The sequence below is a fragment of the Azospirillum sp. TSH58 genome (genome assembly GCF_003119115.1).
Classification (GTDB): domain Bacteria; phylum Pseudomonadota; class Alphaproteobacteria; order Azospirillales; family Azospirillaceae; genus Azospirillum.
The window spans coordinates 2,355,716-2,370,717 of sequence record NZ_CP022364.1; the positions used below are offsets into that span (position 1 = coordinate 2,355,716).

13 protein-coding genes and 1 pseudogene are annotated in these 15,002 nt (G+C 69.1%); 10 read left to right on the forward strand and 4 right to left on the reverse strand.

Translation table 11 applies throughout. The features are described from left to right. Window positions 1–6 precede the first annotated feature (6 nt). Complete coding sequence (locus TSH58p_RS14650) at window positions 7–267, forward strand: hypothetical protein (protein ID WP_247874039.1); 261 nt, start codon at window positions 7–9, stop codon at window positions 265–267. A 5-nt stretch (window positions 268–272) separates the two neighbouring features. Here the strand turns inward: TSH58p_RS14650 and TSH58p_RS14655 are convergent, their stop codons facing one another. Beyond that, complete coding sequence (locus TSH58p_RS14655; protein ID WP_109070103.1) at window positions 273–1,019, reverse strand: ThuA domain-containing protein; 747 nt, start codon at window positions 1,017–1,019, stop codon at window positions 273–275. Between the two features lie 113 nt (window positions 1,020–1,132). Here TSH58p_RS14655 and treZ point away from each other — a divergent pair, with 113 nt between their 5' ends. The 5 genes from treZ to TSH58p_RS14680 all read left to right on the forward strand — a co-directional run bounded on the left by treZ (window position 1,133) and on the right by TSH58p_RS14680 (window position 7,892). Next, the gene (gene treZ / locus TSH58p_RS14660; RefSeq protein ID WP_247874040.1) at window positions 1,133–3,100 is read left to right on the forward strand and encodes a malto-oligosyltrehalose trehalohydrolase; all 1,968 of its coding nucleotides are present in this window, start codon (window positions 1,133–1,135) and stop codon (window positions 3,098–3,100) included. Continuing rightward, window positions 3,093–5,153, forward strand: coding sequence for an amylo-alpha-1,6-glucosidase (locus TSH58p_RS14665; protein WP_109070105.1), 2,061 nt, complete (start codon window positions 3,093–3,095; stop codon window positions 5,151–5,153). Before treZ ends, TSH58p_RS14665 begins: the two co-directional genes overlap by 8 nt. Before the next feature lie 261 nt (window positions 5,154–5,414). Continuing rightward, a complete protein-coding gene (locus tag TSH58p_RS14670) occupies window positions 5,415–6,578 on the forward strand; it encodes a HAMP domain-containing sensor histidine kinase (protein WP_158282604.1) in 1,164 nt (387 codons plus the stop codon). Window positions 6,579–7,215: 637 nt separating this feature from the next. Then, window positions 7,216–7,425 carry a hypothetical protein gene (locus TSH58p_RS14675; protein ID WP_109070107.1) on the forward strand — a complete coding sequence of 70 codons (210 nt, stop codon included), beginning with the start codon at window positions 7,216–7,218 and terminating at the stop codon, window positions 7,423–7,425. A 101-nt stretch (window positions 7,426–7,526) separates the two neighbouring features. Further along, window positions 7,527–7,892 carry a hypothetical protein gene (locus tag TSH58p_RS14680; RefSeq protein WP_109070108.1) on the forward strand — a complete coding sequence of 122 codons (366 nt, stop codon included), beginning with the start codon at window positions 7,527–7,529 and terminating at the stop codon, window positions 7,890–7,892. A gap of 12 nt (window positions 7,893–7,904) precedes the next feature. On the opposite strand, the gene TSH58p_RS14685 is transcribed toward TSH58p_RS14680, so the two are convergent. Beyond that, the gene (locus TSH58p_RS14685; protein ID WP_109070109.1) at window positions 7,905–9,188 is read right to left on the reverse strand and encodes a polysaccharide deacetylase family protein; all 1,284 of its coding nucleotides are present in this window, start codon (window positions 9,186–9,188) and stop codon (window positions 7,905–7,907) included. A gap of 48 nt (window positions 9,189–9,236) precedes the next feature. Here TSH58p_RS14685 and TSH58p_RS33980 point away from each other — a divergent pair, with 48 nt between their 5' ends. Next, entirely contained in the window at window positions 9,237–9,764 is a 528-nt protein-coding gene (locus tag TSH58p_RS33980) for a DUF2934 domain-containing protein (RefSeq protein WP_247874041.1), read from the forward strand. A 53-nt stretch (window positions 9,765–9,817) separates the two neighbouring features. After that, window positions 9,818–10,402 carry an HPF/RaiA family ribosome-associated protein gene (locus TSH58p_RS14695; protein WP_109070111.1) on the forward strand — a complete coding sequence of 195 codons (585 nt, stop codon included), beginning with the start codon at window positions 9,818–9,820 and terminating at the stop codon, window positions 10,400–10,402. A 57-nt stretch (window positions 10,403–10,459) separates the two neighbouring features. On the opposite strand, the gene TSH58p_RS14700 is transcribed toward TSH58p_RS14695, so the two are convergent. Continuing rightward, window positions 10,460–11,692, reverse strand: coding sequence for a L,D-transpeptidase family protein (locus TSH58p_RS14700; protein WP_109070112.1), 1,233 nt, complete (start codon window positions 11,690–11,692; stop codon window positions 10,460–10,462). 342 nt (window positions 11,693–12,034) lie between these two features. Here TSH58p_RS14700 and TSH58p_RS14705 point away from each other — a divergent pair, with 342 nt between their 5' ends. Together TSH58p_RS14705 and TSH58p_RS14710 are read left to right on the forward strand one after the other, a co-directional pair. Further along, entirely contained in the window at window positions 12,035–12,631 is a 597-nt protein-coding gene (locus TSH58p_RS14705) for a DUF882 domain-containing protein (protein WP_109070113.1), read from the forward strand. A 172-nt stretch (window positions 12,632–12,803) separates the two neighbouring features. Then, the gene (locus TSH58p_RS14710; RefSeq protein WP_109469257.1) at window positions 12,804–13,979 is read left to right on the forward strand and encodes a hypothetical protein; all 1,176 of its coding nucleotides are present in this window, start codon (window positions 12,804–12,806) and stop codon (window positions 13,977–13,979) included. Window positions 13,980–14,591: 612 nt separating this feature from the next. On the opposite strand, the pseudogene TSH58p_RS14715 reads toward TSH58p_RS14710, so the two are convergent. Beyond that, window positions 14,592–14,850 (reverse strand): annotated as a pseudogene (locus TSH58p_RS14715) (helix-turn-helix domain-containing protein); the annotation flags it as partial. Window positions 14,851–15,002: the final 152 nt, after the last annotated feature.

Below are 15,002 nucleotides of genomic sequence, written 5' to 3' on the forward strand. Positions count from 1 at the left end.
GGGAGAATGGCCATGACGATCGTCTACGCCTATGCGGCCGAGAAGGGGCGCGGCGTCGAGGCGGAGATTCTCGGTGGGCTGCGCGACCGTTGCGGCCATGTCGTCCAGACCGGACGCGAGGAGCGCGACGCGGAGCGCCGCGGGTCCGTCGATGTCATCGTCACGCTGGAACTGGACGAGTCCCAGCGGGATACGGCCCTCAACGCGCTGCGCGCCCATCCCGCGGTGATCGACGCCGCCGCCGAGAGCTTCGGGGAGCGGGTCTGAGTCCCTCATGAGCGGGGCGGAATCGGTTCCGGCGGGGTCGTCCGCCGGCCCCGCACCGGCGCCTCCAGCCCTTCCGGCCGCGCGGCCCAGCGGACGGCGTTCAGGATGACGCGCTGGATCTGCGGGTGATGATAGGTGGGGTAGGTCTCGTGGCCGGGCCGGAAGTAGAAGACGCGGCCCAGCCCCCGCCGCCAGCCGCAGCCGCTGCGGAACACCTCCCCGCCCTGGAACCAGCTCAGGAAGACCAGATCGTCCGGCGGCGGGACGTCGAAGGGCTCCCCATACATCTCCTCATGATCCAGTTCGATGCAGTCGGCGATGCCCGCAGCCACGGGGTGGCCGGGGTCGACGACCCACAGCCGCTCCCTCTCGCCGGCGATGCGGTATTTCAGGAAGCAGCCGGTGCCCATCAGCGCCACGAAGGGCTTGGCGAAGTGGCTGGAGTGCAAGGCGACCAAGCCCATGCCCTGCTCGGTCACCCGCCGCTTCACCCGCTCCGCCACCACGTCCGACACCTCGGCATGGGCGCGGTGGCCCCACCAGACCAGCGTGTCGGCGGCGCTCAGCCGCTCCTCGGTCAGGCCGTGCTCCGGCTCGTCCAGCGTGGCGGTTTCCACGGCCAGGCCGGCGGCGCGCAGGGGGGCGGCCAGCGCCTCGTGGATGCCCTGGGGGTAATGGGCCATCACGGCCTCGTCCCGGCGTTCGTGACGGAACTCGTTCCAGATCAGAACGCGCGGCGAGGGGTGTGGCATGGCGGGTGACCTTTTCGGGGGGATGGCGCCGGCTCCGATGGATCGCCCGTGGGACGAAGGGAGGCGGCGCCTGTTGGGGGCCGATGATCGAAACATTGCGGTGGGAGCGTTCCGTGTCGAGTCCTCCCGATGCAACGCGCTCCAGCGGTCCGGCCTTCGCCGTCCGCCGTTGCCCCATAGGCGTGGAACCCACAGCGGGCGACCGGGTGCGGGCGCGCGTCTGGGCGCCCGTGTGCCGCAGCGTCAGTCTTCTGGTCGGGCCGGAGGAGCGCGCGGTGGCGCTGGGCGCGGAGGGCGACGGCTACTTCTCGGCGACGGTGGAGGGGGTGCCGGTGGGCAGCCTCTACCGGTTCCGGCTGGACGACGGTCCGGCCTTCCCCGATCCGGCGTCCCGCTTCCAGCCCGACGGGCCGGAGGGGCCGTCGCAGGTGGTCGACCCCTCCGCCTTCGCCTGGACCGACGCCGGCTGGACGGGCTGCGGCCTGCGCGGGCAGGTGATCTACGAGATGCACATCGGCACCTTCACGCCGGAGGGGACCTGGGAGGCGGCGGCGCGCGCGCTGCCTCACCTGGCGGAACTGGGGGTGACGGTCCTCGAACTCATGCCGGTGGCGGAGTTTCCGGGGCGCTTCGGCTGGGGCTACGACGGGGTGGACCTGTTCGCCCCGACCCGGCTCTACGGCGGGCCGGACGACATGCGGCGCTTCGTGGACCGCGCCCACGCGCTGGGCCTCGCGGTGATCCTCGACGTGGTCTACAACCATTTCGGACCCAGCGGGAACTTCCTGTCCCACTTCGCCACGGACTACTTCGCCACCCGCTACAAGAACGAGTGGGGGGACGCGCTCAACTTCGACGGTCCGAACTGCGGCCCGGTGCGGGAGTTCTTCCTGGCGAACGCCGCCTTCTGGATCGACGAGTACCATCTGGACGGGCTGCGGCTGGACGCCACCCAGCAGATTTTCGACCGCTCCAGCCCGCACATCATCCAGGAGATCGGACAGGCGGTCCGCCGGGCGGCGCGCGGGCGCGGCACCCTTCTGATCGGGGAGAACGAGTGCCAGAAGGCCGCCATGGCGACCCCGGTGGAGCAAGGCGGCTGCGGGCTGGACGCCCTGTGGAACGACGACTTCCACCACACGGCCATGGTCGCGCTGACCGGGCGGAACGAGGCCTACTACACCGACTACCACGGCACGCCGCAGGAACTGCTGTCGGCCGTCAGGCACGGCTTCCTCTACCAGGGGCAATGGTACCGCTGGCAGGGCCAGCGGCGCGGCACGCCGGCCCGCGGCCTGCCGCGCCCGGCCTTCGTCACCTTCCTCCAGAACCACGACCAGATCGCCAATTCCGGTCGCGGCCTGCGGGTCCACGCCCTGACGACGCCGGGGCGCTTCCGGGCGCTGACCGCGCTGACCCTGCTGGGTCCCGGCACGCCGATGCTGTTCCAGGGGCAGGAGTTCGCGGCCAGCGCGCCCTTCCACTATTTCGCCGACCACGAACCGGATCTCGCCGCCAAGGTGGAGGAGGGGCGGGCGGAGTTCCTCTCCCAGTTCCGCAGCCTCGCCGACCCGGCCATGCGCGCCCACCTGAAACGCCCGCAGGACGAGGACACCTTCCGCCGCTCCAAGCTCGACCATGCGGAACGGGAGACTCACGCGGACGTCTGGGCGCTGCACCGCGATCTTCTGCGCCTGCGCCGGGAGGACCCGGTGTTCCGCGCGCAGGGGGACGGCGGGCTGGACGGCGCCGTGCTGGGGGAGGAGGCGTTCGTCCTGCGCTTCTTCGGAGCGGGGGACGGAGGGGACGACCGGCTGCTGCTGGTCAATCTCGGCCGCGACCTGCGGCTGGACATCCTGCCGGAACCGCTGCTGGCGCCGCCGGTTGGCAGGGATTGGACGCCCCTTTGGTCCAGCGAGGACGCCCTCTACGGCGGCTGCGGCATCGCCCCGCTGGAGTCGCCGGACGGCGCCTGGCGGCTTCCCGGCCATGCGGCGGTCGTCCTGTCCATCAAGGACGCTGTTCCGGACGAAGAACCGGGCGAAGGCAACGGCGAAAGCGCTCAGGAGACCCATGGCTGATTACGTCCGCAAGATCACGCGCGACCTCCTGCGATCCACGCCGGACGCCGCGCTTTCCAGCGAATGGCTGGTCGCCAACGGGCTGGGCGGCTACGCCTCCTCCTCCCTGTCGGGAGCGGTGACGCGGCGGTACCACGGGCTGCTCGTGGCGGCGCTGCCCACCCCGCTGGGCCGGGTGGTGATGCTGAGCCAGCTCAACGACGTGCTGATCCAGCCGGACGGCACCGAACGGCGGCTGACCGGCCACAACCCGCAGCCGGACCAGTGGCCCGACCCGGAATACCCGTCGGACGCCGCCCCGTCCGGCCTCATCGAATTCCGCATGGAGTCCGGTCTGCCGGTCTGGCGCTACGCGTTCGGCGACGTGGTGATCGAAAAGCAGATCGTGCTGCCGCACCTGCAGAACATCGTCCACGTCACCTACCGGGTGGTGACGGCGCCGCAGCCGGTCTTCCTGCGGCTCCGCCCGGTGATGGCCTTCCGCAAGCTGGAGGCGGCGGTGGACGAGCCGCTGGCCCGCGACTACCGCGTCACCGCCCGCGGTCACGAGTACGAGGTCTGGGCGGGGCCGGAGCTGCCGGTGCTGCGCATGACCATTGAGGGGGCGGAGCTTCCCCTGACCCTGGACGGCGGGGCGCGGCGCGACATCGTCTATCCGGTGGAGGCCGAGCGCGGCTACGAATCGCGCGGCTCGCTGTGGACGCCCGGCTATTTCAGCGGCCCGCTCAGCCAGGGCCAGACGCTGAGCTTCGTCGCCGCCACCGAGTCCTGGCAACGGCTGTGGGCGCTGCCGCCCTCCGACGTCCTGCGTTTCGAGACGGAGCGGCGGCGCCGCATCGTCGGGACGGCTCATCCCTCGTTGCGCGAAGGGCCGATGGCGGAGCTGGTGCTGTCGGCGGACAGCTTCCTGTTCGTGCCGGCTGGCCGCGTCGCCGACCAGATGCGCGCCCGCGCCGAGGGGGACGAGGTGCGCACGGTGATCGCCGGCTACCACTGGTTCACCGACTGGGGCCGCGACACCATGATCAGCCTGGAGGGGCTGACCCTGACCACCGGGCGCCATATGGAGGCCGGCTGGATCCTGCGCACCTTCGCGCACTACATCCGCGACGGGCTGATCCCCAACATGTTCCCCGACGGCAAGGACGAGGGGCTGTACCACACCGCCGACGCCACCCTGTGGTTCTTCCACGCGCTGAACCGCTATGTCCGGGCGACCGGCGACCGGCACACGCTGCAACTGCTGCTGCCCCGGCTGGTCGAGGTGATCGACCATCACCGGCGCGGCACCCGCTTCGGCATCGCCGTGGACCCCGGCGACGGGCTGCTGCGCCAGGGGCGGGAGGGCTACCAGCTCACCTGGATGGACGCGAAGGTCGAGGATTGGGTGGTCACCCCGCGCCGCGGCAAGGCGGTGGAGATCAACGCGCTCTGGTACAACGCGCTGCGCCTGACCGCCGGCTGGCTGACCGAGGAGGGGGACGTCCAGGCGGCCCGCCCGCTGGAGGATCTGGCGGAACAGGCCCGCGCCTCCTTCAACGCGCGCTTCTGGTGCGCCCAGGCCGGGCATCTGTACGACGTGGTGGACGGGGAGCGGGGGGACGACGACGCCTGCCGGCCCAACCAGATCTTCGCCGTCTCGCTCGACAACCCGGTGCTGGACCGCGACCGCTGGGACCCGGTGGTGGAGACGGTGCGGCAACGGCTGTTGACCCCGGTCGGGCTGCGTTCGCTGGCGCCGGGGCACCGCGACTACAAGCCGAAATACTTCGGCGACCTGCGCGCCCGCGACGCCGCCTATCACCAGGGCACGGTGTGGGCGTGGCTGATCGGCCCCTACGTCGATGCGTGGCTGAAGCTGCATCCGGAGGACAAGGCCGGAGCGCGGGCCCTGCTCCAGGGCTTCCTGCCGCATCTGGACCATGCGGGGATCGGCACCATCTCGGAGATCTTCGACGCCGATCCGCCCTTCAGTCCCCGCGGTTGCATCTCGCAGGCCTGGAGCGTGGCGGAAGTCCTGCGCTGCTGGGCGGCGACGGAGGAGGACCGTTGAATCCGCTCCTATTGTCATTCCGCCTATGAAAAGCGTCATAAGAAGTTAAGGAGATAGCACAAGGCGGCGTCTCGGTTACTGAACAGAAAGCGGCGACTCGGGAAAAACATGATTCGATGACGGCGCCATAACATCCGGGAAACCCACATTTTGTTGAAGGTTTCTGCCGCCCGTGTCTATCATTGGTGGCGGGATGGAACGAAAATTCACGAACACACACGGCCGTGTGACCACCCGCGCAGGATGATGACGGGAGGGGGCATGCTGGCACTGCTGTCGAAGCCAAAGCACCCGGCGGTCGATTGGGACGCCTTGAGCCGGCGGATACTGGAGGAGAGCGCGCAGGCCTGCTGGGTGGTGGATGGCGAACTGGTCACCGTCGCCGTCAACCCGGCGCTGTGCGCGTTGCTCGGCTACCGGGCCGGGGAGCTGATCGGAACCCACCTGCTTGCCTATGTGGCGGAGGAAAGCCGAAGCGTCCTGGAGCGGCAGGCGGCCATCCGTGGCCTGACCCCGCACCGCAGCTACGACGTGACCCTGATCCGCTCCGACGGGATGCCGCTTCGCGCGATCTTCAACGACTCGCGGCTGGACGGCGGGGATGGCGGGGCGGCGCCGGGCTTCTGCCTCTTCGTCACCGACATCACCCGCCGCAGCGAGGAGGAGACGCAGCGCGCCCAGCGGGTGGACCAGCTGGCGGACGCGGTCGCGCGGATGAACCGCTTTCTCGGGCAGATCTGCCAGGAGCTGAAGGACCCGCTGAGCGCCATCCTGGGCGCGACGCAGATGATCTCCTCCGACGCGGCGTTGCCCGAACCGGTGGGCGGCGGCGGCCAGGGAAGCGCGCAGCTGGGCGCCTACGCGGCGCTGTGCAGCGACGCCGGCCGGCAGATGATGCGGACCATCGAGAATTTGTCGCTGTGGTCACGCCTGCAGCTGAATCAGGTGCCCGTGGATCTGCGGGTCTATGAGCTGGGCGGCCTGCTCCAGGACGTGTTGGAGGAACTGGAGCCGCGCGCCCGCTCCCGTGACATCATCGTCGTCAACCGGATCGTCGCCACCCCGGTGCTGGGCGACCTGTCCGCGCTGAACACGGTGCTGAAGCATCTGATCGAGAACGCGGTGCGCTTCTCACCCTCGGGAAGCATCGTCATGCTGTCCGCCGCACAGGCGGATGGGCGGGTGGCCGTGCGGGTCCAGGACAACGGGCTGGGCATTCCGGAGGAATTGCAGCCCCATCTGTTCCGCATTGATCCGCACCACGCCGCGCCCGGCGCCGATGGCGAGATGGGAAGCGGCCTCGGCCTGCTGATCTGCAAGGCGCTGGTCGAGCGCATGGGCGGCGGCATCCGCATTTTCAGCAAGCCGGGCGGCGGAACCGTGGTCACCGTGACCCTGACTCACGGTCTCCGCGCCGGATTGTAACACCAGAGAACGGATGGTGGGGCGAACCTTCTCCGCCGGTGGGAGGAGGGACGGCGGGATCGGGGTGCCTCATGCGGGGAGTCCAAGCATTCAGTTGTCAACAGGGCACAGACCCGCGCGAAATCGCCGCGTGGGTTGCCGGACAGCAGAATCCAATTGACAGGCGTGAGCGCTGCAACACCCTCCCGAATCGGGAAAGGCAATGCATTTCAATGGTTTGTGTGACATGCTCAAAATTTGGGCAAATCGCGCTATGGCCTTGTCGCGCTTGACTCGAATCGGGAAAAGCCGGGCCTTGTCAACACAGTTATCCACAGACTCTGTGGAGAGCCTACGCGGGAGGTGAAGGGAGCGGTCCCGGGCCCATAACCTTTGGCGGGAGGGCCGGCCAATCAGAATAAGTACTTCAGATTTTAGGCTCCGCGCATTTTTGCCGCTATAGTGGTCGCGCCTCATCCCGCCGTATTGCCCCAATCCAACCGGCGCTGGATGAGCAGTGACGGGAGGAGTGCCCATGCTGGATGTCTATGGGACGTCTTGCCCGGCGGCGCGTCCACGATGGTCATGGCGCGCGGCGACCGGTCAGTCGCGGTATCGGCGCGTGCAAGGATTTGCCGCTCCGGCGTTTGCGGCGGCGATGCTGTCCGCGTTGATCCTTCATCTGCTGCTCACCCTCGGTGCCCATTTGGGCGGGGCCGACGCGGCGGGCGTGCTGACGGTGGCGGCGGGCATGGCTGCGGTTCTCGTGGTCCTGCTGCCCTTCGCCCTGCTGAGCGTCCGGCGGGCGCTGGACGCTCTGTCCGCCGTACGGACGCGGGGGAGGGCGGCGGCCTCGCCCCAGGGTTGATGCGCCGCCGGTCCGGGAAATCACGGTTGCCCCTTTTGTAAGTCCGCGCATAAAGTGATGACGCCGTGGCGATGGACGGCGCTGTTCGGCGGGGGCTGTGCATGGGGTTGTTCGATTTTCTGAAGGTAACCGTCAAGGACGACCGTAAGGCGGCGCCGCGCCGGCCCAACGCGTCCGCCGGCCCGTCAAACGTCATCGAGTTCGACGGCAAGAGCTTTCCCCTGGCGGGGCTCAGCCACAAGGGCTTCGTGGCGACCGGCTTCGACGGGTCGCTGATCCCCAGCCAGACCGCGCGCATCAGCGTGCGGATCGACGACGCCTGCGGCAAGTTCACCTTCGCCGCCACCGTGACCATCGAGGAGGTCAAGGGCGGGTCGGTGTCCGGCGCCTGGAACATGCTGCCGCCGGAGGTCGAGGCGACCATCCGCAAGTACCTGCAGATCCGCAAGCAGAAGACCGGAAAGTAAAGCGGACGCTGCTCAGTTGGCGGTTTGCAGGCGGGTGTCGCCGACCTTCGGTCCCGTCTTCGCCCCGGCATTGACCAGGGTCGGGGCCATGGCCGGCGTGGCGATCCGGTGCATCCGCTCGATCCATTCTGACAGGGTGACGAACTCGCAGCCCTTCGCGCGCATCGCGGCGATCACGCGGGGCAGGGCGTTGAGGGTGGACGGGTAGGTGGAGTGCAGCAGCAGCACGCTGCCGGTCCCCGCCTCGGTCTTGACATGCTGGACGATGCGGTCGGGGTCGCGGACTTGCCAGTCGCGGGTGTCCACGGTCCACAGCACCGGGCTCATGCTCTCCTCACGGGCGATGGCCAGCAAATCCGGCGTGTAGCGCCCGTAGGGCGGGCGGAACAGCACCGGGTTGGCGCCGAAGCCGCGCAGGATGCGGTTGGCCTCGGCGATCTCGTGGCGCTGCGCCTCGGGGTCCATGGCGCGCAGGTCGGCGTGGGTCAGGCTGTGGTTGCCGATCTCATGGCCGGCGGCGATGAAGTCGCGGATCACCTCGCCCTGGTTCTCGGCGACGCTGGCGACCGGAAAGTAGGTCGCGGGAATCTTCTCGCGGTTCAGCACGTCCAGAATCTGGCGTGTGACCACCCGGTGCGGCCCGTCGTCGAAGGTGAGGGCGCAGAGGTTCCAACCCTCCTCCTTCAGCGTCGCCGGCATGACGTCGAGCGCCGTGTCGGGAATCACCGCGCCCAGCCGGCCCTTGCGGCGTCCGGACTTCTCGATGGCGGCCATGGTGCGGGCGGCCTCCGGCGGGTAGGTGATCGCGACGTCCGTCCTGGTCTCGCCACCGGGGCGGGGCGGGGCGACGTGCGCGCTGTCGGCCGGCGGCTTGATCTCCGGCGCCTGGGGCGACGCCTGGGGCGACGCCTGGGGCGACGTTTGGGGCGATGCCTGGGGCAGGGCGGCCGCGTCGAGGACGAGGCAGCCGAAACCGGCGCCGAGCATGCGGCGGCACAGCGCCGTCACGTCCAGCCCCACGGGGGCGGTGGCCCGCAGGGCGACGCCCTCGCCCTGGCGCCGCGCGTCGAGCGGAACGACCGCCGGGCTGAGTCCGTCCGCCAGATCGGGCGAGCGGCGGCGCAGGCTGTCCCACGCCCACCAGGCATCCCCCTCCCGTTGGAAAAGGCCGAGTTGCAGCAGCGACGGTCCATCCGCGGCGCGGGCGGCGGTGTCGGGCAGACCCGCCAGCGTTCCCGCGGTCAGCGTTCCCAAGGCCAGCGGCAGCGCGAACAGGGCGGAGCGGAGGTGGCGCATGCCCGTGAGGAGGCGGCCCGTAAGGAGGCTGGACGTGGGGGAGCGTCCATGGTCAGGCCGGTTCACGCGTTTATCCTCCGGATGGTCGCCTTCGTCGAATATCACCCCTTCGGGATTAATTCAAACGGCGTGGTTTCCGTTGGTTTCCCGGCTTCGGCCACCCCCGAAGCCGGAACCTTCGGTGTTCCGGTGCGGTTGACGGGAAGCGCGCCCGGTCCGACGCCCGACCCCAGAGGAGGGCGCGGGGAGGCGCGGAACGAGAACCGAAAGGAGGCAGCCCGGATGGCGGATGATTTGGAAAGCCGGATCAGAGCGCGCGCTCACCAGATCTGGGAGCGCGAAGGCCGTCCGGAGAATCGCGCCGCGGACCATTGGGAACTCGCCAGCGAGGAAATCGCCATCGAGGACAACTACCGGGACACCTTGCGCCCGAATCCGGCCCGTGGTCCCGATGACACCGCGGAGCGGACCGAACCGGTCGAACCCGTGCTGAGCATGGAAAGCCAGGGCGAGATGCCGGGCCTCGCCGACCAGGGCGAGGAGTTCCGCATCCCCGGCCGAGCCCGCGACTCCTGACCGCGACCGGCGTCACGCCGCTTTCCTCACGTCGTGCTTGAAGAGGACTTCCCATGGACACGAACCTGGAAATCGCCTTCCACAACATGGACTCCCAGCCGGAGCTGGAGGCCTACATCCGCGAACGGGCGGAGAAGACGGAAAAGCTGTTCGACCGTCTGGTCGGCATGCGGGTCGCCGTGGAAGCGCAGCACCGCCAGCACAAGACCGGCAACGTCTTCGACGTCCACATCGAGCTGATGGTGCCGGGCCAGGACATCGTGGTCAGCCGCAAGCCGAACAAGGCGAAGGAGCGCTACGCCAATCCCGACGCCCGGACCTCGATCCGCGACGCCTTCGAAGCCGCGGAGCGGCAGTTGAAGGAATACAAGGACAAGATGCGCCGCGATGTGAAGGTCCATGATCCGGAGCAGCCCGGCCGTGTCTCGCAGCTCAACCCGACCGAGGACCACGGCTTCATCACGACCAACACCGGGACGCAGCTCTATTTCCACCGGAACAGCTGCCTGAACGTCGATATGGACCAGCTCAGGACCGGCGACCCGGTGAAGTATGTGGAGGCCACGGGCGACACCGGCCCGACCGCCTCCAAGGTCTGGCGCGCCTCCGGGTCCGACACCGAGTTGCGGGCCACGTGACGACAAAGCCCCCGCCGGCCGGCGGGGGCTTTTTCCGTTCGGCGCCGTTCCCGCGGATTAGGCCCTCTGGGCCGGGGGCATCGGGTCGGACGAGGTGGGACCGGCCGGCTCCGGCGCCGCCGTGGGGACGGTGTCCTCGTTCAGGTCGTAGATGTCCGGGTGCAGGCGGACGGCGTCGCGGTCGTCCACCGTCGCGGTCCAGTAGACGAAGCGCACCGGCACCGGCTGGGTCAGCTTGATCCACTGGGGTTCCTGACGGTCCAGCATGCGGTCGAGCCGCGCCGTGGACACATGCTCGGTCGCCAGCAGCGCCTCGGCCATGCCGCGCGCGTCCTCCAGGCGCACGCAGCCGGAGCTGACGGTGCGGATCTCGCGGTCGAACAGCCGTGGCTCGTTGGTGCCGTGCAGGTAGATGTTGTAGGGGTTGGTCATGTTGAAGCGGTACCGGCCCAGCGCGTTGTGGTCGCCCGGCTGCTGGACGATCCGCACGCGGCGCGGCGAGACGTTGCGCCAGTCCACGACGGCCGGCTCCACCGGGGCGCCGTCCAGATAGACCACCGCGTTGGCGATTCCCGGCGTGCCCTTGGCCCGCAGCAGGGGCAGCTTGTCCTCCTTCAGAACGGTGGGCGGCACGGTCCAGGTCGGGTTGACGATGACGTGGGTGATCTGGTCCTGGAGCAGGGGCGTCTCGCGCGACGGGCGTCCGACGATCGAGCGCATGGTCAGCGCCTCCTCCCCGTCACGGACCAGCGTGGTGGTCTGGCTGGGCAGGTTCACCAGGATCACGGTGTCCGGGGACGTGTCGCGGAAGGCGCGCATGGACAGCGCGCTGCGCCGCATCTGGGCGGCGGCCTCCTGCGGGCTGCGGTCCAGCGCCACCCGCGTGCCGCCGCCGACCAGCCCGTCCACCTTCATGCGCTGGCTGAACTGGAAGGCGCGCACCGCGGTGTCCACCTCCTCATCGAACACATCGCCCTGGCGCGCCCGGTCGAGGAAGCCCAGTTCGGCCAGGCGCTGGGTCAGCCGCTCCACGCGCTCGCCGTTGCTGCCCCTTTTGAGAAGCGGTCCGGACCCGATGCGGGTGACGGCGCGCTCCGGCTCCGCCTCCAGCCGCGTGGCGGCGTCGTCCAGGCGGTCGGCCCAGCCGGTCAGTATCTCGCGGTAGGAGGCGGCCTCGGCGGCGGCCGGGGCGGCGGCCGTGCCGGCGATCACGGACAGCGCCAGCGTCAGCGCGGCCAGGACCGGCGCCGGGCGGCGTCGTTGGTCGGTAAGCGTCCGGGATGCGTGCATGATCCGTCCTCGTCTGGCAGGAGGTCCGATCCCCCGTCCGTTCTATCGAATGTAGTACGTGAACCCGCGTCCGGCGAGGCGGGGACGGACCTCCATCGGGTCGGGAAATCGGCGTACGGCCTCCGGCCAGGGACGACCGTCCCGCAGGGCCGGCGCCGGCTGTGGTCGGGGGCCGATTTGTGACCGATTCGGGCCATTTTCGGGTTGATCCCGGTCAAGCCCTAGCCTATAGGAAATAGTCGTTCGCTATGACCGCAATATTTAGGTCTTATCCGAACAATCCATAGGGGGTCGTCCGGCGCTGGAACGGTGCGGCCCGATCACCAAAAGGCATAGGGAGTGATGCTTTTGGGGAATGACGACCGTGCCGCGCCGATGAATGGGCGCGAGACCGGCCGCCGTGGGTTTCTGACCTTCGCCGCCGCGACCCTGACCGCCCTGGCCGTACCGGTCCTGGTGCCCGCCGCACCGGCCCTTGCGGCCCCCCTGGCCGGCGGCGTCCGCCGCCTGTCCCTGCACAACATCAACACCAATGAGCAGTTCAGCGGCGTCTATTGGGCCGACGGCGCCTATCGTCCGGACGCGCTGAAGAAGCTCGACGTGCTGCTGCGCGATCACCGGGCCAAGCAGGTCGGCCGCTACGACCCCCGCCTGTTCGACGTGCTGGCCCGCCTGCACCAGACGCTGGACAGCGACGAGCCCTTCCGGGTCATCTGCGGCTACCGGTCGCGCCGCACCAACGCCATGGCCCGCCGCCGCTCGCGCGGGGTCGCGAAGGAAAGCTACCACACCCGCGGCATGGCCATCGACGTGATGCTGCCGGATGTCGAGCTGAAGGCCATCGCCACCGCGGCCCGCGGCATGGAGGCCGGCGGCGTCGGCTACTACCCGCGCAGCGGCTTCGTGCACATCGACACCGGGCCGGTCCGCACCTGGTGACGGTCGCCCCGTCGTGGGCTGGGGGCCGCGCCGCGGCCGTCATAGGCTGACTTGCCGTACGCCGTGTTCCGGGCGCCTGCCCAGTCGGTAGGCACCCTGGAACCATGGCCCGACGCGCCGGTTGCTCCCATCGGAATTCCCCGAACGAGCAACGCGGAGGGCGACGAAGGCGATGTTCTGCAAACACGATCTGGAACGGCTCCTGACCGTCGATGCCGCCCCGGCGGTGTCCATCTTCCTGCCCACCCACATCGCCGGGCGCGACATCCGCCAAGACGTGATCCGGCTGCGCAACCTGCTGTCCAAAGCCCAGGACCAGCTGTGCGGGAAGCACGGCCTGCGCCGGCCCGACGCCGAGGCGTTCCTCAAGCCGGCCGCCGACCTGCTGGAGCAGAGCGAGTTCTGGCGGCACATGGACCGTGGGCTGGCGATTTTCCTGGCCAAGGGCGTGTCGGCCATCCATCGCGTGCCCGTCGAACTGCCGGAGGAGGTCGTCGTCAATTCCCGCTTCACGCTGCGGCCGCTGCTGCCGTTGCTGGCCGACGACGGGGCCTTCATGATCCTGGCCGTCACGGCGGGCCGTGCCCGCCTGTTCTGCGCGACCCGCCACGGCATCGCGGAGGAGGATGCCGGCCTGCCGCAGGGCGTGGCGGAAATCCATGCCGAAACCAACTACGAGAACAACCTGCACACCGCCCCGCCGGCCCGCCACGCCGACCGCACGGACCGCGGCGGCGTGTCCATGGCCAGGACGCACAACTTCGGCGAAGACCCCGAGGAACTGCGCAAGGCCCACCTCATCGAGTATCTCGGCCGGGTCGGTGGCCGTGCGCGCGACCATCTGAAACCCTTCCGCGGCCCGCTCGTCCTGGTGGCCGACGAGGAAATCCAGGGGCATCTGCGCAGGGACGCGCATTTGCAGGGGATGCTGGAGGACGGGGTCGTGACGAACCCCGACGCCCTGGAGGTCGATGAGCTGCATCGACGCGCCTACGCGGTGGTCCGGCCGATGTTCGACTCGACCCGTCGGACGGCGGTGGAGCGGTTCAAAGCCCTGTACGGCGACCGCAACACGGCGGAACGGACCACGACGCGGGCCGAGGACGTGATGGTGGCGGCGCGCGAGGGGCGGGTCGGTGTCCTGCTGGTGGCCGAGAACGAGAAGGTCTGGGGGCACTTCCGCGAGGATTATCACCGGGCCTTCCCGCTGCACCACGAAACGGACGGCGCCATCGATCTTGTCGAGGAGGCCGCCACCGAAACCCTTCTGCGCGGTGGCGAGGTGCATGTGGTGACGAAGGAGGAACTGCCGTCCGGTGCCTCGACCGCGGCGATCCTGCGCTTCTGATTCCGAACTCCCGACGTTTTCCACCAAGCGGGGCGGCGGCCGGTGATGGTGCCGCCCCGTCTGTGTTTCTGAAGCCTGTGTTTTTCGGGTCTACATTTCCGGGGCCGGCGTCGCGCCGTCAGGTGGGGGCCTTGTTCGGCTTGCCGGTGGGGGCTTTTCCCGCGCGGTAGATGTCCGCCGGGTCCCAGACGGCGCCGTGACGCCGCCGCTTTCCGCCGGGCGCCGCTTCGGCCTTGATGCGCGGCTTGGCGCCTTTCAGGAGCGTCTTGCCGCCCAGCGCAGCGGGGCCAGCCTTCGACTCGGCCTTGGACCCGGCCTTCGAGGAGGACGGAGCCGTCAGCACGATCCCCCCGCCGGCGAAGCGGTGTCTCGGCGCGGCGGTCGACGGCACGGTGTTGGCCGGACCGTCATCCACTTCCTGAACCTCTTCCTCCCGCGCGTCACGCAGGTGGGGCGACAGGGATCCCAGAAGCGAAAGAAGTTCGTCGCCCACGCTGTCCGGTGCGGCGCGCCACAGCCGCAGCATGCGCGCTTCGCGGCGGCTGATCGAGCTGTCATTGGCCCGGGAGTCGTCCGCCGAGGACGCTTTTCCGCCGGGGGCCTGCGAATCGTCGTAGCAATCGAAGAAGAAACTGATGGGAACGTCAAGAACCAGTCCGAGGCGATACAACGTGCCGGCCGAGATGCGGTTGGAGCCGCGTTCGTATTTCTGGACCTGCTGAAAGGTCAGGCCAATCGCTTCGCCCAATTTTTCTTGGCTCATGCCCAGCAAGGTCCGGCGCATGCGCACGCGCTGCCCGACATGTGCATCGACCGACCAGGATTCGGGCGATCCGCGTCGCCCTCTTTTGCGCACCGCTGGTTCGCTCATGGACCCGGAACTCCAATGCTTGCGAATAAATATGTAGGATTTGAGAATGTCGACAAGATTGTTCACACAGAACTTTTCGGCACGCAAGCGGAATCTCTGAAATTACTGCACGCTGGTCATGGTTTGAGCAGATATGAAGGCATATGGTTTCT